The sequence below is a fragment of the Rubrivirga sp. SAORIC476 genome (genome assembly GCF_002283555.1).
Classification (GTDB): Bacteria; Bacteroidota; Rhodothermia; order Rhodothermales; family Rubricoccaceae; genus Rubrivirga.
The window spans coordinates 701,929-719,979 of record NZ_MVOI01000003.1 but is presented as its reverse complement, the minus strand read 5'-3'; the positions used below and the strand labels follow the sequence as shown (position 1 = coordinate 719,979).

16 protein-coding genes are annotated in these 18,051 nt (G+C 72.8%); 10 read left to right on the top strand and 6 right to left on the bottom strand.

The window, feature by feature from the left end; genetic code table 11:
* Nucleotides 1-124 precede the first annotated feature (124 nt).
* The gene (locus B1759_RS04950) at nucleotides 125-3,016 is read right to left on the bottom strand and encodes a serine/threonine-protein kinase (RefSeq protein WP_095513921.1); all 2,892 of its coding nucleotides are present in this window, start codon (nucleotides 3,014-3,016) and stop codon (nucleotides 125-127) included.
* 33 nt (nucleotides 3,017-3,049) lie between these two features.
* Nucleotides 3,050-3,628: an ECF-type sigma factor gene (locus B1759_RS04945; RefSeq protein ID WP_095513920.1), complete on the bottom strand. Its 579-nt coding sequence runs from the start codon at nucleotides 3,626-3,628 to the stop codon at nucleotides 3,050-3,052.
* Nucleotides 3,629-3,836: 208 nt separating this feature from the next.
* Between B1759_RS04945 and B1759_RS04940 the strand changes: the two genes are divergently transcribed.
* The 6 genes from B1759_RS04940 to B1759_RS04920 all read left to right on the top strand — a co-directional run bounded on the left by B1759_RS04940 (nucleotide 3,837) and on the right by B1759_RS04920 (nucleotide 8,856).
* Nucleotides 3,837-4,718 carry a 2OG-Fe(II) oxygenase gene (locus B1759_RS04940; RefSeq protein WP_158225126.1) on the top strand — a complete coding sequence of 294 codons (882 nt, stop codon included), beginning with the start codon at nucleotides 3,837-3,839 and terminating at the stop codon, nucleotides 4,716-4,718.
* Nucleotides 4,719-4,901: 183 nt separating this feature from the next.
* Nucleotides 4,902-5,387: a hypothetical protein gene (locus tag B1759_RS04935; RefSeq protein ID WP_095513918.1), complete on the top strand. Its 486-nt coding sequence runs from the start codon at nucleotides 4,902-4,904 to the stop codon at nucleotides 5,385-5,387.
* A 57-nt stretch (nucleotides 5,388-5,444) separates the two neighbouring features.
* Nucleotides 5,445-6,665 (top strand): aminodeoxychorismate synthase component I, encoded by a 1,221-nt coding sequence (gene pabB, locus B1759_RS04930; RefSeq protein ID WP_198948753.1) that lies wholly within the window; start codon nucleotides 5,445-5,447, stop codon nucleotides 6,663-6,665.
* On the top strand, nucleotides 6,665-7,273 hold the full coding sequence (locus B1759_RS19920) for an aminotransferase class IV (RefSeq protein WP_198948752.1): 609 nt from the start codon (nucleotides 6,665-6,667) through the stop codon (nucleotides 7,271-7,273). The genes pabB and B1759_RS19920 overlap by 1 nt, the downstream gene beginning before the upstream one ends.
* Nucleotides 7,274-7,362: 89 nt before the next feature.
* Complete coding sequence (locus tag B1759_RS04925) at nucleotides 7,363-7,977, top strand: DUF937 domain-containing protein (RefSeq protein ID WP_095513917.1); 615 nt, start codon at nucleotides 7,363-7,365, stop codon at nucleotides 7,975-7,977.
* A 69-nt stretch (nucleotides 7,978-8,046) separates the two neighbouring features.
* Nucleotides 8,047-8,856, top strand: a complete 810-nt coding sequence (locus B1759_RS04920; RefSeq protein WP_095513916.1) for a polyphosphate kinase 2 family protein — start codon at nucleotides 8,047-8,049, stop codon at nucleotides 8,854-8,856.
* Nucleotides 8,857-8,918: 62 nt separating this feature from the next.
* Here B1759_RS04920 and B1759_RS04915 read toward each other — a convergent pair whose 3' ends face one another.
* The 4 genes from B1759_RS04915 to B1759_RS04900 all read right to left on the bottom strand — a co-directional run bounded on the left by B1759_RS04915 (nucleotide 8,919) and on the right by B1759_RS04900 (nucleotide 14,062).
* Entirely contained in the window at nucleotides 8,919-9,254 is a 336-nt protein-coding gene (locus tag B1759_RS04915) for a hypothetical protein (protein WP_143537267.1), read from the bottom strand.
* A gap of 118 nt (nucleotides 9,255-9,372) precedes the next feature.
* Nucleotides 9,373-10,275, bottom strand: coding sequence for a BadF/BadG/BcrA/BcrD ATPase family protein (locus tag B1759_RS04910; RefSeq protein WP_095513914.1), 903 nt, complete (start codon nucleotides 10,273-10,275; stop codon nucleotides 9,373-9,375).
* Entirely contained in the window at nucleotides 10,272-12,278 is a 2,007-nt protein-coding gene (locus tag B1759_RS04905) for a penicillin acylase family protein (RefSeq protein ID WP_095513913.1), read from the bottom strand. Before B1759_RS04905 ends, B1759_RS04910 begins: the two co-directional genes overlap by 4 nt.
* Nucleotides 12,279-12,406: 128 nt before the next feature.
* Nucleotides 12,407-14,062, bottom strand: a complete 1,656-nt coding sequence (locus tag B1759_RS04900) for a DNA polymerase/3'-5' exonuclease PolX (protein WP_095513912.1) — start codon at nucleotides 14,060-14,062, stop codon at nucleotides 12,407-12,409.
* A gap of 223 nt (nucleotides 14,063-14,285) precedes the next feature.
* On the opposite strand from B1759_RS04900, the gene B1759_RS04895 reads away from it, so the two are divergent.
* From B1759_RS04895 to B1759_RS04880, 4 genes are all read left to right on the top strand, one after another.
* Entirely contained in the window at nucleotides 14,286-15,983 is a 1,698-nt protein-coding gene (locus B1759_RS04895) for a S41 family peptidase (RefSeq protein WP_095513911.1), read from the top strand.
* A 263-nt stretch (nucleotides 15,984-16,246) separates the two neighbouring features.
* On the top strand, nucleotides 16,247-17,020 hold the full coding sequence (locus tag B1759_RS04890; RefSeq protein ID WP_095513910.1) for a MotA/TolQ/ExbB proton channel family protein: 774 nt from the start codon (nucleotides 16,247-16,249) through the stop codon (nucleotides 17,018-17,020).
* Nucleotides 17,021-17,095: 75 nt separating this feature from the next.
* Entirely contained in the window at nucleotides 17,096-17,362 is a 267-nt protein-coding gene (locus B1759_RS04885) for a hypothetical protein (protein ID WP_095513909.1), read from the top strand.
* Between the two features lie 84 nt (nucleotides 17,363-17,446).
* Nucleotides 17,447-18,016, top strand: coding sequence for a biopolymer transporter ExbD (locus B1759_RS04880; RefSeq protein WP_095513908.1), 570 nt, complete (start codon nucleotides 17,447-17,449; stop codon nucleotides 18,014-18,016).
* The last annotated feature ends 35 nt before the right edge of the window (nucleotides 18,017-18,051 follow it).

The following is an 18,051-nucleotide window of genomic DNA, read 5'->3' as shown; positions in this document are numbered from 1 at the left end:
AGTTGACCGAGCAGGAGCGGATCCGGCCCGAGGGGAGACCGCTCGCCCGCGAGGGAGGCGGCCGGTTGCGTTCGTGTGGCGTCGTACCCGGCCGCCGCTTCTCGCCCCTCAGGGCAGAGGCGACCTACTCGGCGGGCAGGCGGGCGCGGTAGCGCGCCGCGGCGGCGGTTTCGCCGTGCGCCTCGTGGTAGTCCGCGAGGGCCCCGACGATCTGGTCGGTCACCCACTGCGATTCGCCGCCGGGCGTGAGCGCGGCGTCGGCCCGGCGGAGCACGTCGCGAAGGGCGTCTCCGGCTCCGGGCGTGTCGAGCAGCGCGCGGATGTGAGCGAGGCGCCCGTCCGCCTGGATCGTCCGCCAGTCGTCAGCGCCGAAGGTGGCGCGGCGGATCGCGGCGGACTCGGCGATGGGGGCTTCCGCCTCGGCCGGGCGCTCGGCGTAGAGGAGCATCGAGCCGAGGCTGTAGAGCGAGTTGGAGAGGTCGGGGTGCCCCTCGCGCAGGAGCAGGCGGCGCATGGCGAGCCCCTCGCGCGCCGTCTCGATGGCCTCGTCCGGGCGTTCCCGCGTCCAGAGGAGCGTGCTCAGGCTGGCGAGCGCCTCGGCGACTTCGGAGTGGACCTCGCCACGGAGCGCCCGTTCGCCTGCGAGGACGCGTCGGTAGTCGGCCTCGGCGCCGTCGAGGTCGTCCGTGTAGGAGCGGGCGTAGGCCCGGTCGTTGAGTGCCGAGAGCGTGACCGGGTGCTGCTCGCCGACGGTCGCGAGGGCGATGCGGAGCGCACTGTCGAGGCGGGTCTCGCCCGCGGCGTAGTCCTGGAGGTACAGGTCGACGGTCGCCCGCGAGAGGAGGTGGCGGGCGAGCGGGAGCGTCGGGCCGTCGGTGGCGGCGCGGAGGATGGCGAGGGCCCGGTCCAGCGTGTCGGCGGCGGCGGCGTAGTCGCTGGCCTCGGTGAGCACGGCGCCCACCCGGCGCAGTGCCTCGGCCGTGACCGGGTGGGCGTCGCCGTAGAGGCGCCGGGCGGTGGCGAGCGCGGCGACATGGAGCCGCCGGGCCTCGTCGAGGCGCCCGGCGTCGAGGAGGAGGTCGGCGAGGGCGGCCTCCGCGGCGCGCGAGTCGGGGTGCCGGTCGCCGCGTCGCGCGGCGAGGCCGCGGTGGGCCTCGCGGAGGAGGCGTTCGGCCTCATCGAGCCGATCCTGCTCCTGGACGGCGCTGGCGAGCGTGAGGCGGACGCGGTCGGCCTCGTCGGCCCGACCGTGGGCATCGAGCACGGCGAGGGCGTCCCGGAGGCGGGTCTCGGCCTCGCCGTACTGGCCGCGGGCGACCTCGGCGGCGCCGAGGCGGGCCTCGGCGAGGGCGAGCGCCGGTCCCGAGGCGCCAGTCTCCCGACGGAGCGCCACGGCGGCACGAGCGAGCGAGTCGGCCCCGCGGTAGTCGCCGGTGTCGAGGGCGAGCGCGGCGAGGGCGAGCCAGCCGTCGGCCCGGTCGGGGTGGCGGGGGCCGAGGTGGCGGGCGCGGAGGGCGTCGGCGGCGTCGAGGAGGCGGCGGGCCTCGGGGGTCAGGGCGAGGCTGGCGTAGACCTCGCCGAGCGCCTGGTGGAGCGCCGCGCGGACGGCCGGGGCCTGCAGCGTGTCGTCGGCGAGGCGGGCGACGGCGCGGTCGAGGACCTCGCGGGCCGAGACGCGCGTGCCGCCGGTCTGGGCAGGGTCGGCGTCGCGGAACAGGCCGCCCATGAAGGCCGAGACCTGCGCGGCCTTGTCGGCCTCGGCCTGGGCGCGGTTGCGCTCGGCCGTGACGCGGGCCGTGTAGAATGCGCCGCCCGCCACCAGCGCGACCAGCGCGACGACCGCCGTCGCCACTCCAGCGCGGTGCCGCCGGACGAACTGTCGCGACCGGTACGCCGCCGAGGCCGGACGCGCCTGGACGGGCTGATCGGCCAGCGCACGCCCGAGGTCGGCGGAGAGGGCCTCGGCCGAGGCGTAGCGGTCGGCAGGGTCTGTCGCGAGCGCCTTCCGGCAGATCGCGTCGAGGTCGCCTCGCAGGAGGCGCGGGTCGATGCCGCCGTCGGCGGGCCGGGTCCGGTCGCTGGCGAGCGGCGGCGTGGAGCGGCCCGGGTCGTCTCCAGAAAACGGGCGGGCGCCGGTCAGCACTTCGAAGAGCAGGAGGCCGAGGCCGTACACGTCCGTCGCCGTCGTGGCGGGCTCGCCGCGGAGTTGCTCGGGCGCCGCGTAGGCGCGCGTCAGGAAGCGACGCCCTTCCTGGGTGCCGAGCACCTGCGCGATGCCGAAGTCGAGCAACTGCAACCGACCCTCCGGGGTCACCAGGATGTTGGAGGGCTTCAGGTCGCGGTGGACCACGAGCTGCTGGTGGGCGTGGTGGACCGCCGCGCACGCCTGCCGGAGGAGCTCCACCCGCTCGGCGAGGCCGCGACCGGCCGCAAACGTGGGCAGCGGGACGCCGTCGACCGGCTCCATCGCCAGCCACGGGCGTCCGTCGTCCTCGAAGCCCGCCGCGTAGAGGCGCGCGATGCCGGGGTGGACGAGCCCGGCCAGGATGTTGCGCTCCGCCTCGAACCGGGCCGCCACCGTGGGTGCCAGGTCGGCGCGGACGCGCTTCAGGGCGACCGTCCGCTCGAAGAGCCCGTCGGCGCGCTCGGCGAGGTAGACCTCGCCCATGCCGCCGCGGCCCAGCAGCCGGACCACCCGGTACGGTCCGACGCGCGTGCCGGACGGTGCGGCCTCCGTCGTCTCGGCCTCGGCGCCGTCGCCACCGAGGCTGTCGAGCAGCACGGTTAGCGGCGCAGCGTCGAGGAAGCCACTGTCCGTGTCCGATTCCGCCTCCGCCTCGGCGTCGGCCTGGAGAAGGGCCCGGACCGCGTCGCGGAGGTCTGTGTCCACCGTGCCTTGCGAAGTGCGACAGGCGCGGTCGAGAAAGGTCGTTCGGTCACCGGGCGGCAGGTCCACCGCCGCGTCGAAGAGGCGCTTGATCTCGGACCAGCGGGCGGGATCAGCGGGTGGAGTCATGGGGCGGCCTGCGATCGGGGCGGACGGCGGGGATCACACCACCTCGTCGCCGTTGAGGGCGGCGAAGAGCCAGGCGCGCGCCATCCGCCAGTCGCGCTTGGCCGTCACCGCCGACACGCCGAGGGCCTCGGCTGTCTCCTCGAACGTGAGCCCCCCGAAGTAGCGGCACTCCACGACGGCGGCTTGCCGCGGGTCGAGTTCGGCCAGCCGGTCGAGCGCCGCGTCGAGGTCGAGGAGATCGATGGTGCGCCCGCCCGGCGCTGCGATCTCTGCCACCTCGGTGAGTGCGAGCGCCCGCTCGCCGCCTCCGCGCTTGAGCCGGTTGCGCTGGCGGGCGCGGTCGACCAGGATCTGGCGCATGGCCCGGGAGGCCGCGCCGAAGAAGTGGCCGCGGCCGTCGTAGGTCGGGCTCGGGCCGAGGGCCTTCTCGTAGGCCTCGTGGACCAGCTCGGTGGTCACGAGGGTCCGGGCCTGCTCCTTGCGGAGGTACGCCCGCGCGATGTCGCGAAGCTCGTCGTAGACGGCCGACACGAGGCGCTCGCGCGCGGCCTGGTCGCCGTCGCGGAGGGCGTCGAGCGCCTCGGTAACGCCAGGGGAGGACACGAGAGGCATACTGCGGGGAATGAGGATGTGGCGGGGGGCAGGTCCACAAGGGGGGCCGCCGATGCCTCCGAGGTTCTGTGTGGAGGGGGGTCACGAGATGGCTGAAAAAAGGCTCCGCGGCAGGGAGGCGGTCACGCGTCCTCACCCTGCAGCCTGGGTTGTCGGCGGTCCGGCGCCTCGCCACCGGCCTACCTTTGCACGTCTCACCGCCCCGCCCATGCTCGACAGGAGCGACATCCTCGCCCGTTCGCACCTCCTCCTCGGACCTGCCGAGGCAGCCCTCCGCGCACGCCTTGCGAGCGCGCCCGAGGACCTCGCCGCGCTGTGGCGCCTCGCCGGGGTCCTCCGCCAGCGCGGGGACCTCGCCGGAGCCGCCGAGGCGGCCCGCGCCGTCCTCGCCGCCGAGCCCGCTCACGCCGACGCCGCCCGCCTGCTCGCCCTGCTCGACGGGCGGCCGGTCGAACCCGCCGACGGCATCCAGCCCTCCCCGTTCGCTCTCGCCGAGTCCTTCCTCGACACCGCCGAGCAGGCCACGCTCTGGGCCGAGATCGAGGCCCACGCGGCGTCGTTCGCCGACGCGAAGGTGGGGACGGCGAAGGACCAGGGGGCCCAGGTCCGCACCGACCGGCGCGAGTCGAAGGTGCTCCTCGAAGACGCCTTCCCGGCCACCGCCGAGCGGTTTCGCACACGCGTTCCCGCCCTGGCACGCTCGGCCTGGGAGGCCCGCGGCCTCGACCCCGTGGACGTGAGCCGCGTCGAGTTTCTGCTCTCGGTCCACCTCGACGGCGGCTTCTTCAAGGTCCACCAGGATCACTCGCGCGAGGGCAAGCCGTCGACGCGCCTCGTCACGTTCGTGTACTACCTCCACCGCCACCCGAAGCGGTTCGAAGGTGGCGACCTGCTGCTGCTCGACACCGACCTGGCGCGCGGTCGGTTCGGCTCGGAGTACACGCGCATCACGCCCGATGACGGCCGGCTGGTCCTCTTCCCGAGCCCGTACTACCACCAGGTCACGCCGGTCACCTCGAAGGCGGACGACCTCATGGACGGACGCTTCGCGGTCACGGGCTGGCTCCACGGGCCTGCGTCGGACGCGTGAGGAGCGGTGCCGGGTCTCACTCTGGGGCGCTCGACATACCCGTCGAGCGCCCAGAGGTCTGCCGTGTGCGGATGGAACGATGGCATGACAAGAACGGAAGTTGAAGCGCTTCCAGGGAGGCTGGTAACGGGCGTTGCAAGGGGTCGGGCACGCATCACTTACACACCCGATCCCGCCCGCTTCATGTCACGCCCGTCCAAGTCCCCCGCCTACGTCGAGGCGATGATCCGTGAGGCCGTGGCCCACGTCGAGGCCTGCATCCGCACGCCCCTCGCCGACCTCGGCTACGCCGGTCCCGCCTCGGGGCTGACGCTCACCGACGGGCAACACGACTTCCTGGCGGGCTACGTCTGGGGCGGGCTCCAGCGACTCCTCGAGATGGGGGAGCTGACCTCCGAGGAGGACGTCGAGCGCGCCGCGAACCGCCTCTACGCGCGGCTCATCGGGCCGTTCGACCGCGACCTGCGGCCGTGGCACACGTGGATCGTCCGCGAGGGCCTGCAGCACATGCAGCGGCCGCACGCGCTGCTGGGCTACTGCGCGGGCCGCGGCGACGTGATGGAGCGGATGCGGGCCCACCAGTTCCGCACGGCCCTCGGTCCGGCACTCGCCAACCTGACCGGCGCCGACCTCGGGCCGGAGGACACGGACACCCAGATGAACCGGTAGCGAGCGCCGACAGGCTGGAAGAGGGAACGCGAACCGGCGTTCGCGGCTACGCGCCCGATGCCCGCCCCGCCCGCCTCGGTGTCCCCGTCGGCCCTCGCCGCCGCCCTCCGCCAGACCGGCACCGTCCTGCTGGACGGCCCGCGCCCCGACGCCGACTCCGGCCGCCGGGGCGCACGGCTGTTCGCCGACCCGGTCCGCACGCTGACCGCGCGGACGCTCGCCGAGGTCGGCCCGCTGCTCGGCGCCCTCGACGCGGCGCTCGCCGACGGCCTCCACGTGGCGGGGATGCTGGCCTACGAGGCGGGCTACGCGCTGGAGCCGACGCGCTTCGCGGATGTCCCCATCGACCCGACCGTGCCGCTCGGCTGGTTCGGCGTCTACCGTGCGCCCCTCGACGTGCCGACCGAGGTGGTGGAGGCCGCGCTGGCCGACGCGGGGCCGGCGCGCATCGAGGCGCCCACCTTCACGCTGTCCGAGGCAGCGTACCGCACACGGGTCGCGGCCGTCCGCGCCCACATCCGCGCGGGCGATGTGTACCAGATCAACCTGACCGCGCCCTTCCGGTTCGCGACCCAGGCGGATCCGCTCGCGCTGTTCGCCGCGCTCCGCCGCCGCCAGCAGGTCGCGTACGGCGCGTTCCTCCGCCTGCCCGATCTCGCGGTCGCCTCGGTCTCGCCCGAACTGTTCTTCCGCGTCGACGCCGAGGGCGAAGGGCGAACGATCACGGCGCGGCCGATGAAGGGAACGGCCCCGCGTGGCGCCACGCCCGACGCCGACGACGCCCTGGCCGATGCCCTCCGCGCCAGCCCGAAGGACCGCGCCGAGAACCTGATGATCGTGGACCTGTTGCGCAATGACCTCTCGCGGGTGACCGCGCCCGGCAGCGTCCGCGTGCCCGCGCTGTTCGATGCCGAGCGTTACGAGACGGTCACCCAGATGACCTCCACCGTCACCGGCGACCTCCGGGCGGACGCCGGGCTGGGCGACGTGCTCCGGGCGCTCTTCCCGTGCGGCTCCATCACGGGCGCCCCGAAGCTGCGCGCGATGGGCATCATCCGCGACCTGGAGATCGGGCCGCGGGGTGCGTACTGCGGCGCTATCGGCCACGCCGCGCCGGGCGGGACGGCCGCGTTCAGCGTGGCCATCCGCACCGCCGTCGTCGCCAACGGCGTGGGGCGGTACGACGTGGGCAGCGGGATCGTGTGGGACAGCGATGCCGACGCCGAGTTCGCCGAGTGCCTGCTCAAGGCGCGCGTCCTGACCGACCTCGCTGGGTGATGCGACTCCTGGAAACGATGCGCGCCGAAGGGGGAGAGGTGGGCCTGCTGCCCCGCCACCTCGCCCGGCTCGCGGCCAGCGCCGAGGCGTTCGGCATCCCCCTGGACGTACAGTCTGTGCGCGACCGCGTGGCGTCGGCCATCGGAACGGGCGTCGAGGGCGTCCGGCTGACGGTCGGGCGGTCGGGGGACGCGGCGGTCACGACGTGGCCCCTGGACGACGCGCCGTTCCGGACCGTGTGGATCGACCCCGAGCCGTTCGAAGACGCGGGGACGTGGCGCTGCACGCACAAGACCACGGACCGCGACCACTACCGCCGCCGGTTCGACCGCGCCCGCGCCCACGGCGCCGACGAGGCGCTTCTGGTGGACCTCCACGGGGAGGTCGTGGAGGGCACGCGGACGAGCGTGTGGATCCGAGACGGGGACCGCCTCTGGACGCCGCACCTCGCGGCGGGCGGGCTGCCCGGGGTCATGCGGGCGCACCTCCTCGCCACGCGCACGGACACGGGCGAGGACGCGCTGAGGCCGGACGACCTGCGTGCGGCCGACGCGATCTACCTGTCGAACGCCCTCCGCGGCTGGATGCCGGTCCGACTCGTCGAGTGACCGGTCCCGTACGTCCCTCTGGGCCGCGGGCACTGCGTCGGGCCGCGTGCGTACCCTGCCCGCCTCACCCTCTCACCCGTCTTTCCCTCATGAACAGCATCCTCGACCTCCTCGCCGACTCCATCGGCGGTGACAACATCGGCCAGATCGCGGGCGCCATCGGCGCCGACCCCCAGCAGACGCAGACGGCCGTGTCGGCCGCGCTCCCGGCCATCCTGGCGGCCCTCAACCAGAACACCAACACGGTCTCCGGCGCGCAGGGCCTCGCCAGTGCCCTCGACCGCGACCACGACGGCTCGCTGCTCGACCAGCTCGGCGGCTTCCTCGGCGGTCAGCTCTCGGGCAAGGCGGCGGACGGCGGGGGGATCCTCGGCCACATCCTCGGTGGTCAGCAGCAGGCGGTCGAGCAGGGCGTCGCGAAGGCGTCCGGCCTGAACATGCAGCAGGTGATGAAGCTGTTGCCCATCCTCGCGCCCATCGTGATGGCGGCGCTCGGGCGGCGGAAGCGCCAGTCCGGGCTGGACGAGGCCGGGCTCTCCGGTGTCCTCGCCGAAGACGCCACGCGTGCCCGCGAGGCGGCGCCGTCGAGCGTCCTGGACGCACTCTCGGGCGTCCTCGGCCAGGGCGGAAGCGGCGGCTCGCTCCAAAACCAGCTCATCGCGCAGGCGGGCAAGGCCGTTCTCGGCAAGCTGTTCGGCCGATAGCGAGTGACAAGGACAGAGTGATGGGTGACGCACGCTCACCCATTACTCGTCACCCCTGACCCTGTACCCATGACCGACCGCTACCGCATCGCGCCCGGCGCCTCCGTCTCTCTGGCCGACCGCACGACCGACGACGACGGCGGCCTCGATAAGGACGAGGGCGAGGACCGGCTGCGCGACAACATCGACCGTGCCCGCGACCTCCAGGAGCGTCTCTACGCCGAGGGCGAGCAGTCCATCCTGTTCGTCTTCCAGGCCATGGATGCCGGGGGCAAGGACTCGACGACGGAGCACGTGTTCGGGCCGATGAACCCGCAGGGCGTCCGCGTGGCCAGCTTCAAGGCGCCCTCGACGCTGGAGAAGAGCCACGACTTCCTGTGGCGCGTCCACGCGAAGGCGCCGCAAAAGGGCATGATCCGCGTCTTCAACCGGTCCCACTACGAGGACGTGCTGATCGTGAAGGTCCACGGCTGGGCCGAGGCGGACGTGATCGAGCGCCGCTACGACCACATCCGGCACTTTGAGGCGCTGCTGGCGGACGCCGGGACGCGCGTGGTCAAGGTGATGCTCAACATCTCCAAGGACTACCAGCTGGAGCGCTTCCGTCGCCGCCTGGAGCGGCCCGACAAGCACTGGAAGTTCAACCCGGGCGACCTCAAGGAGCGCGACCACTGGGAGGACTACATGCGGGCCTTCGAGGTCGCCATGGAGCGGACCTCGACGGAGGCCGCACCCTGGTACGTGGTGCCCGCCGAGACGCGCTGGTACCGCGACCTCGTCGTCAGCCAGATCCTGGTGGACACGCTGGAGGCGATGGACCCGCAGTACCCGGAGCCGGAGTTCGACCCGGCCGACTACCCACCGGGGAGCCTGAGCTAGCAGGTCGCGTCGGTCGTCCCGCCTCGGCGCCGAGGTGGGGCGCATCGCATTGGCCGTCCCAGTCACGCAGTGCGCTCCCGGAACAGGCGGCGCCAGTCCTCTGCGAACGTCGCCAGGTCGCCGCCGTCCACGTCGAGCGTCGCGCGCAGTTCGAGCGTTGCGTCTCCTCCCGTGGCGAGGTGACGGAGGCGGAGCAGGGAGACGGTGAGCCGGGCGTGTCCGCGGGAGCGGGCCTCGAGCGTCAGGGTGACCTCGTTGGTGGCGCCGGGGACACCGGTGTTGCAGATGAATGCAGTCCCGGAGCGCGTCTGCTCCAGCGCGCGCAGATCGGCCTCGAACCGGTCCAACGCCGCGCGCTGGAACCACACCGAGGAGACGCGGCCAGTGAATGCCTCCACGGCGACCTGGACGTCCACCGCCACGGCGCCCGTCACCGACTCCGCACCGGCGAAGGCGAACCCGAGGCGGTCCAGGCCACGCTCGGCGCGCAGGGTGAAGGCGTCGGACAGAGTGCGATCAGGTGGTTCGCCCGAGCGTCTGCGCCATCGCGAGCGCGCCGTCGGCGGGGGCAATCTCGCACCGAGCGACGGTCCAGCCCGGCAGGTGCCGGTCGAGGGCGGCCTCCAGCGCTCTCCGGTAGGTCGGCTCACCAGAGAGGCCCCCGACGGTCGCGAGGCGGTGGCGGAGGTTGTCTCCGGCGCGCGTGGCGAGCCAGCCCGCCTGCTTGGCGAGCCCGTTGGTCTCGGCGAGGAGGGCTGCCTCGGCGATCCAGTCGCCCGCGTCGACGGCGGCGAGCAGGAGCGGGGCGAACGTGCTCAGAGGGCGCTGGTCGGTGTAGATGGCCTCCAGCACGTCGGCGGCGGAGGTGAGGGCGAAGTGCTCCGCGGCGAGGTCGGGGAGGGCGGACGGCGGGCCACCGTCGAGCGCGGCCAGCAGCGCCCGGAGTGCGGCCCGGCCGAGCGCAGCTCCGCTGCCGTCGTCGCCGAGCGCGGTGCCCCAGCCGCCGGCGCGGACTGTCTCGCCCGTCTCGGTCCGCCCGAACACGAGCGACCCCGTGCCCGCGATCAGCAGGACGCCGCTCTCGGCGCCCCAGGCGGCGTGGTAGGCCACGTCGGCGTCGTGGGTGACGGTCAGGGGCACGTCGCCGAGCGCGGGCCGCAACGCCTCGGCGACCGCCTCGCGGACCGTGTCGCGCCCGGCGCCTGCGAGGCCGACCACCACGCCTGCCAGCGGGGCGTCGTCGAGCGAGGTGCGCGCCTCCCCCACGAGCGTCGCGACCACGCTGGCCGCAGCCTGTGGACCGTCACGGAGCGCCTGCGCCGCCGGGCCGACGAAGCGCTGGGTCTGGGTGCCCGAGGCGGCTACGGCGGCCGTCTTGGAGCCGCCGGCGTCGATGCCGATGAAGAGGGGGGTGGTCACGAAGAGGCGGGCGTCAGGGAGAGGAGGGCGGAGGGCATCGGCCCAGACGGGTCGACCTCGATCAGGAGGCTTCCGGGGCCGTCATCCGGGTCGGTGATGTCGGCGATGCGCGGCCGGAGCGCAGGCGAGCGGACGGCCACGCGGCCGGTCTGCAGATCGGTGCGGAGGGTCCAGACGGCGCGTCCGGGTCGGGGGCCCTCGAACACGACCGACGGGCCGGGGCGGAGCGCGGTCGGGTGCCCGCCGGGCGCCCCGAGGCCGTCGTGGAACCGCCGCGCCGCCGCGCCGCCGCGGTGCCCGAGCACCGGGTACTGGGGGCCGCCCTGGAGGCGTCCCCATCGCCAGTCCATGGGCCGCGCGCCGTAGCGGTCGCGCAACTCCGCGCGTGCGATCCGCAGCGACGATGGCAGGAGCGCCACGTCGAGCGAGTCCGAGGGGTCGGGCAGGTGACCGGTCAGGTCGCGGTGCGACGCGAGCCACCACTCGAACACGGACGGGGCGATGGCGTCGGCGCGGTAGCTGCCGTCCCAGCCGTTGAGGTAGGCGTAGGGGACCTGCAGCACGTCGTCGAGGGAGTCGCGGGCGCCGAGGCGGGCGAGGAGGGTGGGCAGTTGCTCGCGGGCCCAGGTGCTCGTGACCTCACGGTCGGCCGGGTCGCTCGCGCGGATCTCGCGGACCGCGCCGGAGTCGGGCGCAGCGGGCGGGGGCGTCCGGACGAGGAGGGAGGCGGCGAAGCGCGCGAGTGTGTCCTGAGCCGTCAGCGCTGCTGTGCCGTTCGTCATCGCGACGCGCGGGCGCCCGAGGACGCGCGTCTCGCTCGCCGTCGCGACCACGCCGTCGCCCGAGACGAGCGTGAACCGCGACGGCACGCGCCCGTCGCGGAGAGACTGGAACGCGCCCAGGTCGGTCCCCAGCGCGAAGCCCTGCCAGCGGACGCGCCAGCCGGTGTCGAGCGTGTCGGCGGGGGGGCCTACCGTCTGGGTGCCCTCTGCCTGCACCGGCGCGTCGCGGCCGGCACGGAGCACGAGGCCGGTGCTGTCGCGCGTGACCGCCAGCAGGGTCTCGTCGCCGTCGCGCTCGACGATGCGGCTGTAGAGGGCCGGAGGCGCCACGCCGCCATAGGGTTCGAGGCGGAGGGGCGAGCCCATCAGCAGGCCCCAGCCCGTTCCGCCACTCCACCCGCCGGGCGAGACGAGCGTGCCGGGAATCGTGAGAGCGACAGTCGAGCGGCCAGGGGTCTTGAGAACGGCGGGGGCGAGCAGGGCGAGCGCCGAGTTTCCTGCAGAGACCTGCTGCATCAGGTCGCGGCCAGCGGCCGTGGGCGCGACGTAGGCGCGGTCGAACCCGCCGCCCGGCATCCCCAGGAAGGCCCGGAACATGGAGTCGGCGGCGACGAACTGCGCGACGACCGTGTCGGCCATCGCGGCGCGGCGCCAGGTGGCGTCGGCAGTCAGCGCGGGCGCGGCGAGGTAGGCGTGGAGGCGCTCGATGGCGAGGGCGTCCCAGGGGTCCCACGGGGCCGGCACCACGTCGGCGACGATGAAGGCGTCACTCTGCGCCACGCCGGGCTGGGCGAAGGCCGCAGAGGTGCCGCGAGCGTAGGCGTCGAGGATCTCGCGGTCCGCCTCGGGGAGCGCCTCGTAGGTGCGGCGGCCGAGCGACGCGAATCCGAGCGTGCGGGCGTGGAGGTCGAGGTCGCGGGCCTCGTCGCCGAACCACTCGGCCAGGGTCCCGCGCGCGGCCTGCCGCCACAGGGCCGTGGCCCAGCCGTGGTCGGCGCTGTGGGCGTAGCCGAGACCCGCGGCGAGGGCTTCCGCGTCGGCGCCCTCGACCCAGACGGTGCCGTCGGCGCCCCATCCGAGGCGGACGGGCTCGGCGAGCCCGGCGACCTCGAGCGTCCCGTCACGGGGCGGCTCGGTGCCGTACGCGAGCACGCCCACCGCGGCGGCCAGCCCGGCGGCGAGCACGAGGAGGACGCCGATCGTCAGGAGTACGCGGACCACAGAGAAGAGGAGGGAGGAGCAAAGCTAGCGAGTCGCGGGGCTACTCGGTTGGGCCATTGGGGCTCCATCGGAGGAGTTCAGGGTTCACGGAGCCGAGGTCGGAGCTGACGAGGGGGAGCGCCTGGCCTTTATCCCGGCCGCCTCGCCGTCAGCCAGGCCCCGAGGTCATCGGCCGACTTGGAGGTGAGCGAGTCCGCCGCCGTCAGCCCACCCTTTTGCGCGCTGGCGACGCCCCAGCGCGTGTCGTCGAGGCCGTCGGTGGCGTGGGCGTCGGGGTTGATGGAGACCGGCACGCCGCGCTCGGTGGCGGCGCGCACGAAGCGCCAGTCGAGGTCGAGGCGGAACGGGTGGGCGTTCAACTCGACGGCCACGCCGTGCTCGGCGCAGGCGTCCAGCACGGCCTCGTGGTCGAGCGGGTAGCCCTCGCGGCGGAGCAGGAGTCGCCCCGTCGGGTGCCCCAGCACATCCACGTAGGGGTTCGAGACCGCGGCCACGACACGCGCCGTCGCCTCGTCCTCGGTCATGTTGAACCCGGTATGGACGCTCGCCACGACGAGGTCGAGGCGGGCCAGGAGGTCGTCCGGGTAGTCCATCGCGCCGTCCGAGAGGATGTCGACCTCGGAGCCCGCGAAGACGCGGAAGTCGACGCCCTCGTCGGCGTAGGCCGCGTTGAGCGCGTCGACGCGCGCGATCTGCTCCTCCATCTCGTCGAGGCTGAGGCCGTGCGCGATCTGGAGGCTCCGGCTGTGATCGCAGACGCCGAAGTACGTCAGCCCCCGTTCGCGGGCTGCGTCACACATCTCCCGGAGCGTGTGCGCGCCGTCCGAGGCCGTGGTGTGGTTGTGGATCGTGCCCCGCAGGTCGCCGGTGCGGACGAGCGTCGGCAGCGGCTCGCGGGCCACGGTCAGCCAGTGGGGATCGTCGCGGAGGGGCGCCGGGATCGGGTGGAGCCCGGCGGCGGTGTAGACCTCTTGTTCCTCGTCCACGTCCGTCGGGGCGCCGTGCGCCTCGGTGAACGCGTCGACGTGCTCGCGCGGGCCGGTACGCTCCCAGAGGACGCGCCCGTAGGTCTCCGCCGTCGCCGCGAAGACCGTCAGGGGGAGGCCTAGCGGGATCGCGCCCTCGACGCGGTCCGCCTCGGCCCGGCCCCCACCCAGCGCCTCGGCGATCTGCGCGGGCGTGCCCACGGCGACGAGGTCGAGTGCGTCGGCCACGTTGCACTGGCGACGAACCGCGCCCGCGAGGTCGGCCCGGAGTCCGGCGGCGCGCAGCCTCTGGCGGACGGCGAGCGCGGGCCCAACCGCGTCGCGGAGGTGAGCCTTTCCCCGGTAGGCCTTCAGGTGCTCGATCGCGTCGAGAAGGTTCTGGACCGTCTTCGCCCCGAAGCCGGGCAGTTCCGCCAGCCGCCCCGAGACGGCCGCGCCCTCCAGTTGGTCCAGCGAGGTCACCCCCGCGTCCTGCCACAGCGTCCGCACTTTCTTGACACCGAGCCCCTTGACCCGCATCACCTCCGGCAGCCCCGGCGGGAGCGACTGGAGCAGCGCGTCGGTGCTCGCCAGCGTGCCGGACGCCAGCAGTTCCTCGATGTCGGCCACGAGGCCCTTCCCGATGCCCTTGACCCCGGACAGCTCGCCCGAGGCGGCCAGGGTGGCGACAGGCGCCTCCAGCCGCTCGACCGTGCGGGCGCCCGATGCATAGGCGCGTGCGCGGAACGGGTTGCCGCCCGTCAGCTCGATCAGGTCGGCGGTGAGCGCCAGCTGGCGGGCGACGGCTTTGTTGGTCATGGACGACGGGGCGAGGGGGAGACGGGTTCAACGGAGGGCCGGGAAAGGTTCCGGTCCGCGATCCTGTTCCACACCTCCGCACCCGTCGCCGATGCCCTCCCCTCGGGGGTTCCGCCCGCGCGCCTATTTTGTGGACGAACGACGAACCGCCTCCGTGTTCCACCGTACTCGCACCAACGCCAGCCTCCGTCCGTTGGGCAGGCATTCGCACTCGCCGCACGCTATGCCCCGCATCCGCCTGACTCCCTTCCTCGGCGCCGGTCTACTGGCCGTCGGTCTTCTCGTCGGCGTCCAGGTCCAGGACGCCGTTTCCGGCTCCGAGGAGATGGAGCAACTCCGCAAGATCGAGGAGGCCTACGAGTACATCACCCGGGCCTACGTCGAGCAGGTCGACTCGTCGGAGCTGGCCGAGGATGCCATCGAGGGCATGCTCGCCGGACTCGACCCCCACTCGATCTACATCTCGTCCGACGAGATGCGCCGCGTGCGTGAGAGCTTCGACGCCAGCTTCGAGGGCGTCGGCATCTACTACGAGTTCGTCGAAGGCCGCGCGGAAGCCGACACGCTGGTCGTGCTAATGCCCATCGCGGGCGGACCGAGCGACGAGGCGGGCCTCCAGCCGGGCGACCGCATCATCGAGATCGACGGCGAGACCGCGGTCGGCATCGACGCCGACGGCGTGCAGAGCCGCCTCAAGGGGCCGCGCGGCACGTCCGTGGACATCGTCGTGAAGCGACCCGGCTACCGGGAGACGCTCGACTACAGCATCATCCGCGACCGGATTCCGCTGAACACGGTCATCGCGTCCTACATGGTCGATGACGAGACGGGCCTGATCAAGCTGCAGCGCTTCGCGCGGACCAGCCACGACGAGGTCCGCGACGCCATCCGCGACCTGCAGGGCCAGGGCATGACGCGCCTCGTGCTCGACCTCCGCGGCAACGCGGGCGGCCTGCTCGACCAGGCCTACGAGATCGCCGACGAGTTCCTGGGCGCGGGCGAGATGATCGTCTACACCGAGAGCCGCCACCCATCCAACCGCCGTCAGTACCGCGCCACCGCGGGCGGCATCTACGAGGGCGGCCCGGTGATCGTGCTGATCGACGAGAACTCGGCGAGTGCCAGCGAGATCGTCGCGGGCGCGCTGCAGGACCATGACCGCGCCTACCTGATCGGCCGCCGGTCGTTCGGCAAGGGCCTCGTCCAGCAGCAGTTCCCGATGACCGACGGCAGCGTCCTCCAGATGACCGTGTCGAGGTACTACACGCCGTCGGGACGCCTCATCCAGACGCCCTACGAGGTCGGCGAGAGCGACGAGGACTACTTCGCGTCCAAGGTCGAGCTCCGGGAAGGCATCGAGGGCGACCTGGTCGCGTCGGGCGGACGCGTGGATGCCGCCGTCTTCGGGGCGCAAGTCCCGGACTCGCTCACCTTCGCGACCGCCAACGGCCGCACCGTCTTCGGCGGTGGCGGCATCCTTCCGGACTACATCGTTGCCGTGGACACGCTCTCGGCGGCGCTCCGCACGGTGATCGGCAAGAACCTCGACAACAACTTCGCACGCGTGGACCTGGAGCGTCGCGGCGACGCGTTCCGGTCGCAGTGGGAGGGCCGCGAGGCCGAGTTCGTCCGCAACTACCGTCTGTCGGACGCCGACTTCAATCGCTTCCTGGACTTCGTCGAGCGCGAAGGGACGCCCGTCGTCGCCTCCCGGCCGGACGAGGAGGAGGAGGACGTGCTCGTGCGCAGCGAGGCGCTGGCTGCGCGCGTCGACATCGAGACCCGCATCCGGGCCTTCATGGCACGCCGTCTGTTCGACGCCGAGGCGTTCTACCCGGTTGTCGGCCAGATCGACCCGGCGATCCGCGAGGCGATGGCCCACTGGCGCGACGCGGACCAGCTCGCGCAGGTCTCGCGGTAGGGGATTCCATTGGTTGTCAGGTCTCGGGCCCCGGGAGAGCAACTCCTCCGGGGCCCGTGTGTCTGGGGTTTCGAGCGCGTCTGGGGTCTCTCTCGGAAGCGCCACCGACAGAGAGCCTTCGTGGCGCGTTGACATTCCAGGAGGGCGGAGGGATATTGCCGTCCACGTCTGGCGCCATCGCGTCGCCCTTTCCCGATCGTTCCGGGGCCAGCACCCGGCGGCCCTCCTGACCCCACCCGTTTCCCCACCCGAGGTACTCACCCATGACGCTTTCCGCCCTGCTCCTTCTGCAGGAGGCCGCCTCCAACGGCTTCGCCAACGACCTCGTCTACCGCTTCAACGAGGGCGGTAACTACATGTGGCCCGTGCTGATCTCGCTGATCATCGGCCTCGCCATCGCTTTCGAGCGCATCCTGTCGCTCAACCGTTCGGACATCAACGCGCCGAAGTTCATGGCGCGCGTCAAGGAGGCCCTCGACAGCGGGCCGCAGGGCGTCGCTGCAGCCGAGGAGATCTGCGCCAACACCCGCGGCCCGGTCGCGTCCGTCGTCCAAGCGGGCCTGACGCGCTTCGACGAGGGCATGGACGCCGTCGAGAAGGCGGTCGTCTCGTACGGCTCCATCGAGATGAGCTTCCTGGAGCGCGGCCTCGTGTGGCTCTCGCTCTTCATCTCCCTGGCGCCGATGTTCGGCTTCCTCGGGACGGTCGTCGGCATGGTCGAGGCGTTCGACGCCATCGAGGCGGCGGGCGACATCTCGCCGTCGCTCGTGGCCCGAGGCATCAAGATCGCCCTCCTCACGACCGTCTTCGGCCTCATCGCCGCCATCATCCTGCAGGTGTTCTACAACTACTGTGTCTCCAAGATCGACCGCATCACGGCCGACATGGAGGAGGCCTCGGTCGAGCTGATCGACTCGCTGGCGATGATGTCGGTCGGCCGCCCGGCCCTCTCGGGCCGCTCCGCCCGCGGCACGCTCCCGCGCGCCGGTGGCGAGCTGGGCACCGGCCCCGACATGACGGGCGCCGACCTCTCGTAAGCAAGCGGCTCTGCTCGCCTCGGCGGTGTCCCCGCCGAGGCCGAGCGGCCGCCTCCTCCAGCCCCTCCTTTCCTGATGGCTACTGCCCTCATCTATCTCGTCCTCGTCCTCATCGCGGTCTCGCTGCTGATGATGGTCGGGTTCGGGCTCAAGAACGCCGGCACCGTGCTCAGCCAGAGCAAGCTCGGCCTCGCTGCCTTCGCCCTCCCGGTCCTGATCTTCGTCATCGCGTACGCGGTCGACGGGACGGCCACCGGCGCCGCGGTTGCGACCGCGCTCTCGCTGACGCTCTCGGGCTTCCTCGCGCTCATCATCTCGGGCGCCCGGAGCCTGTTCTCGTAACCGATCGCGTGGAGGCACGTCGCTGCGCTCCACGCGACCGGCCCCGGCCCGCCGTTCTCTCCGCGGACTTCTCTCTTCGACCCCATGCCGCTCCTCAAGCCCCGCAAGAAGCGCGACGCTGAGATCCCATCGTCCTCGATGGCCGACATCGCGTTCCTGCTGCTGATCTTCTTCCTCGTCACGACGACGATCAACGCAGACAAGGGGATCTACATGCAGCTCCCGCCGAAGCTCGACGAGCAGGAGCCGCCGGAGATCAACCAGCGCAACCTCCTCAACGTCCTCGTCAACGCCAACGGCGTCGTGCTGATCGACAACGAGGTGACGAACGTCGCGGCCATCCGCGACATCGTGAAGCGCCACATCCTGAACAACGGGCGCGAGCCCCAGCTCTCGACCTCCCCCGACAAGGCGGTCACGTCGTTCAAGACCAAGCGTGGCCTCCCGTACGAGACCTACATCGCGGTCCTCGACGAGATCAAGTCGGCGTACAACGATGTCCGCGATCAGGCGGCGCAGCAGGAGTTCGGCATGCCGTACGGCGAGTACAAGGCCCGACTGGCCGAGGACCCGGACACCGGGGAGACCGAGCCGGACGTGATCGCGGAGCGCTACCCGCTCAAGATCTCCCTCGCCGAGCCGGATCCCGATTGAGTGAGGGGTGAAGGGATCGGGTGACTCGACGTCGC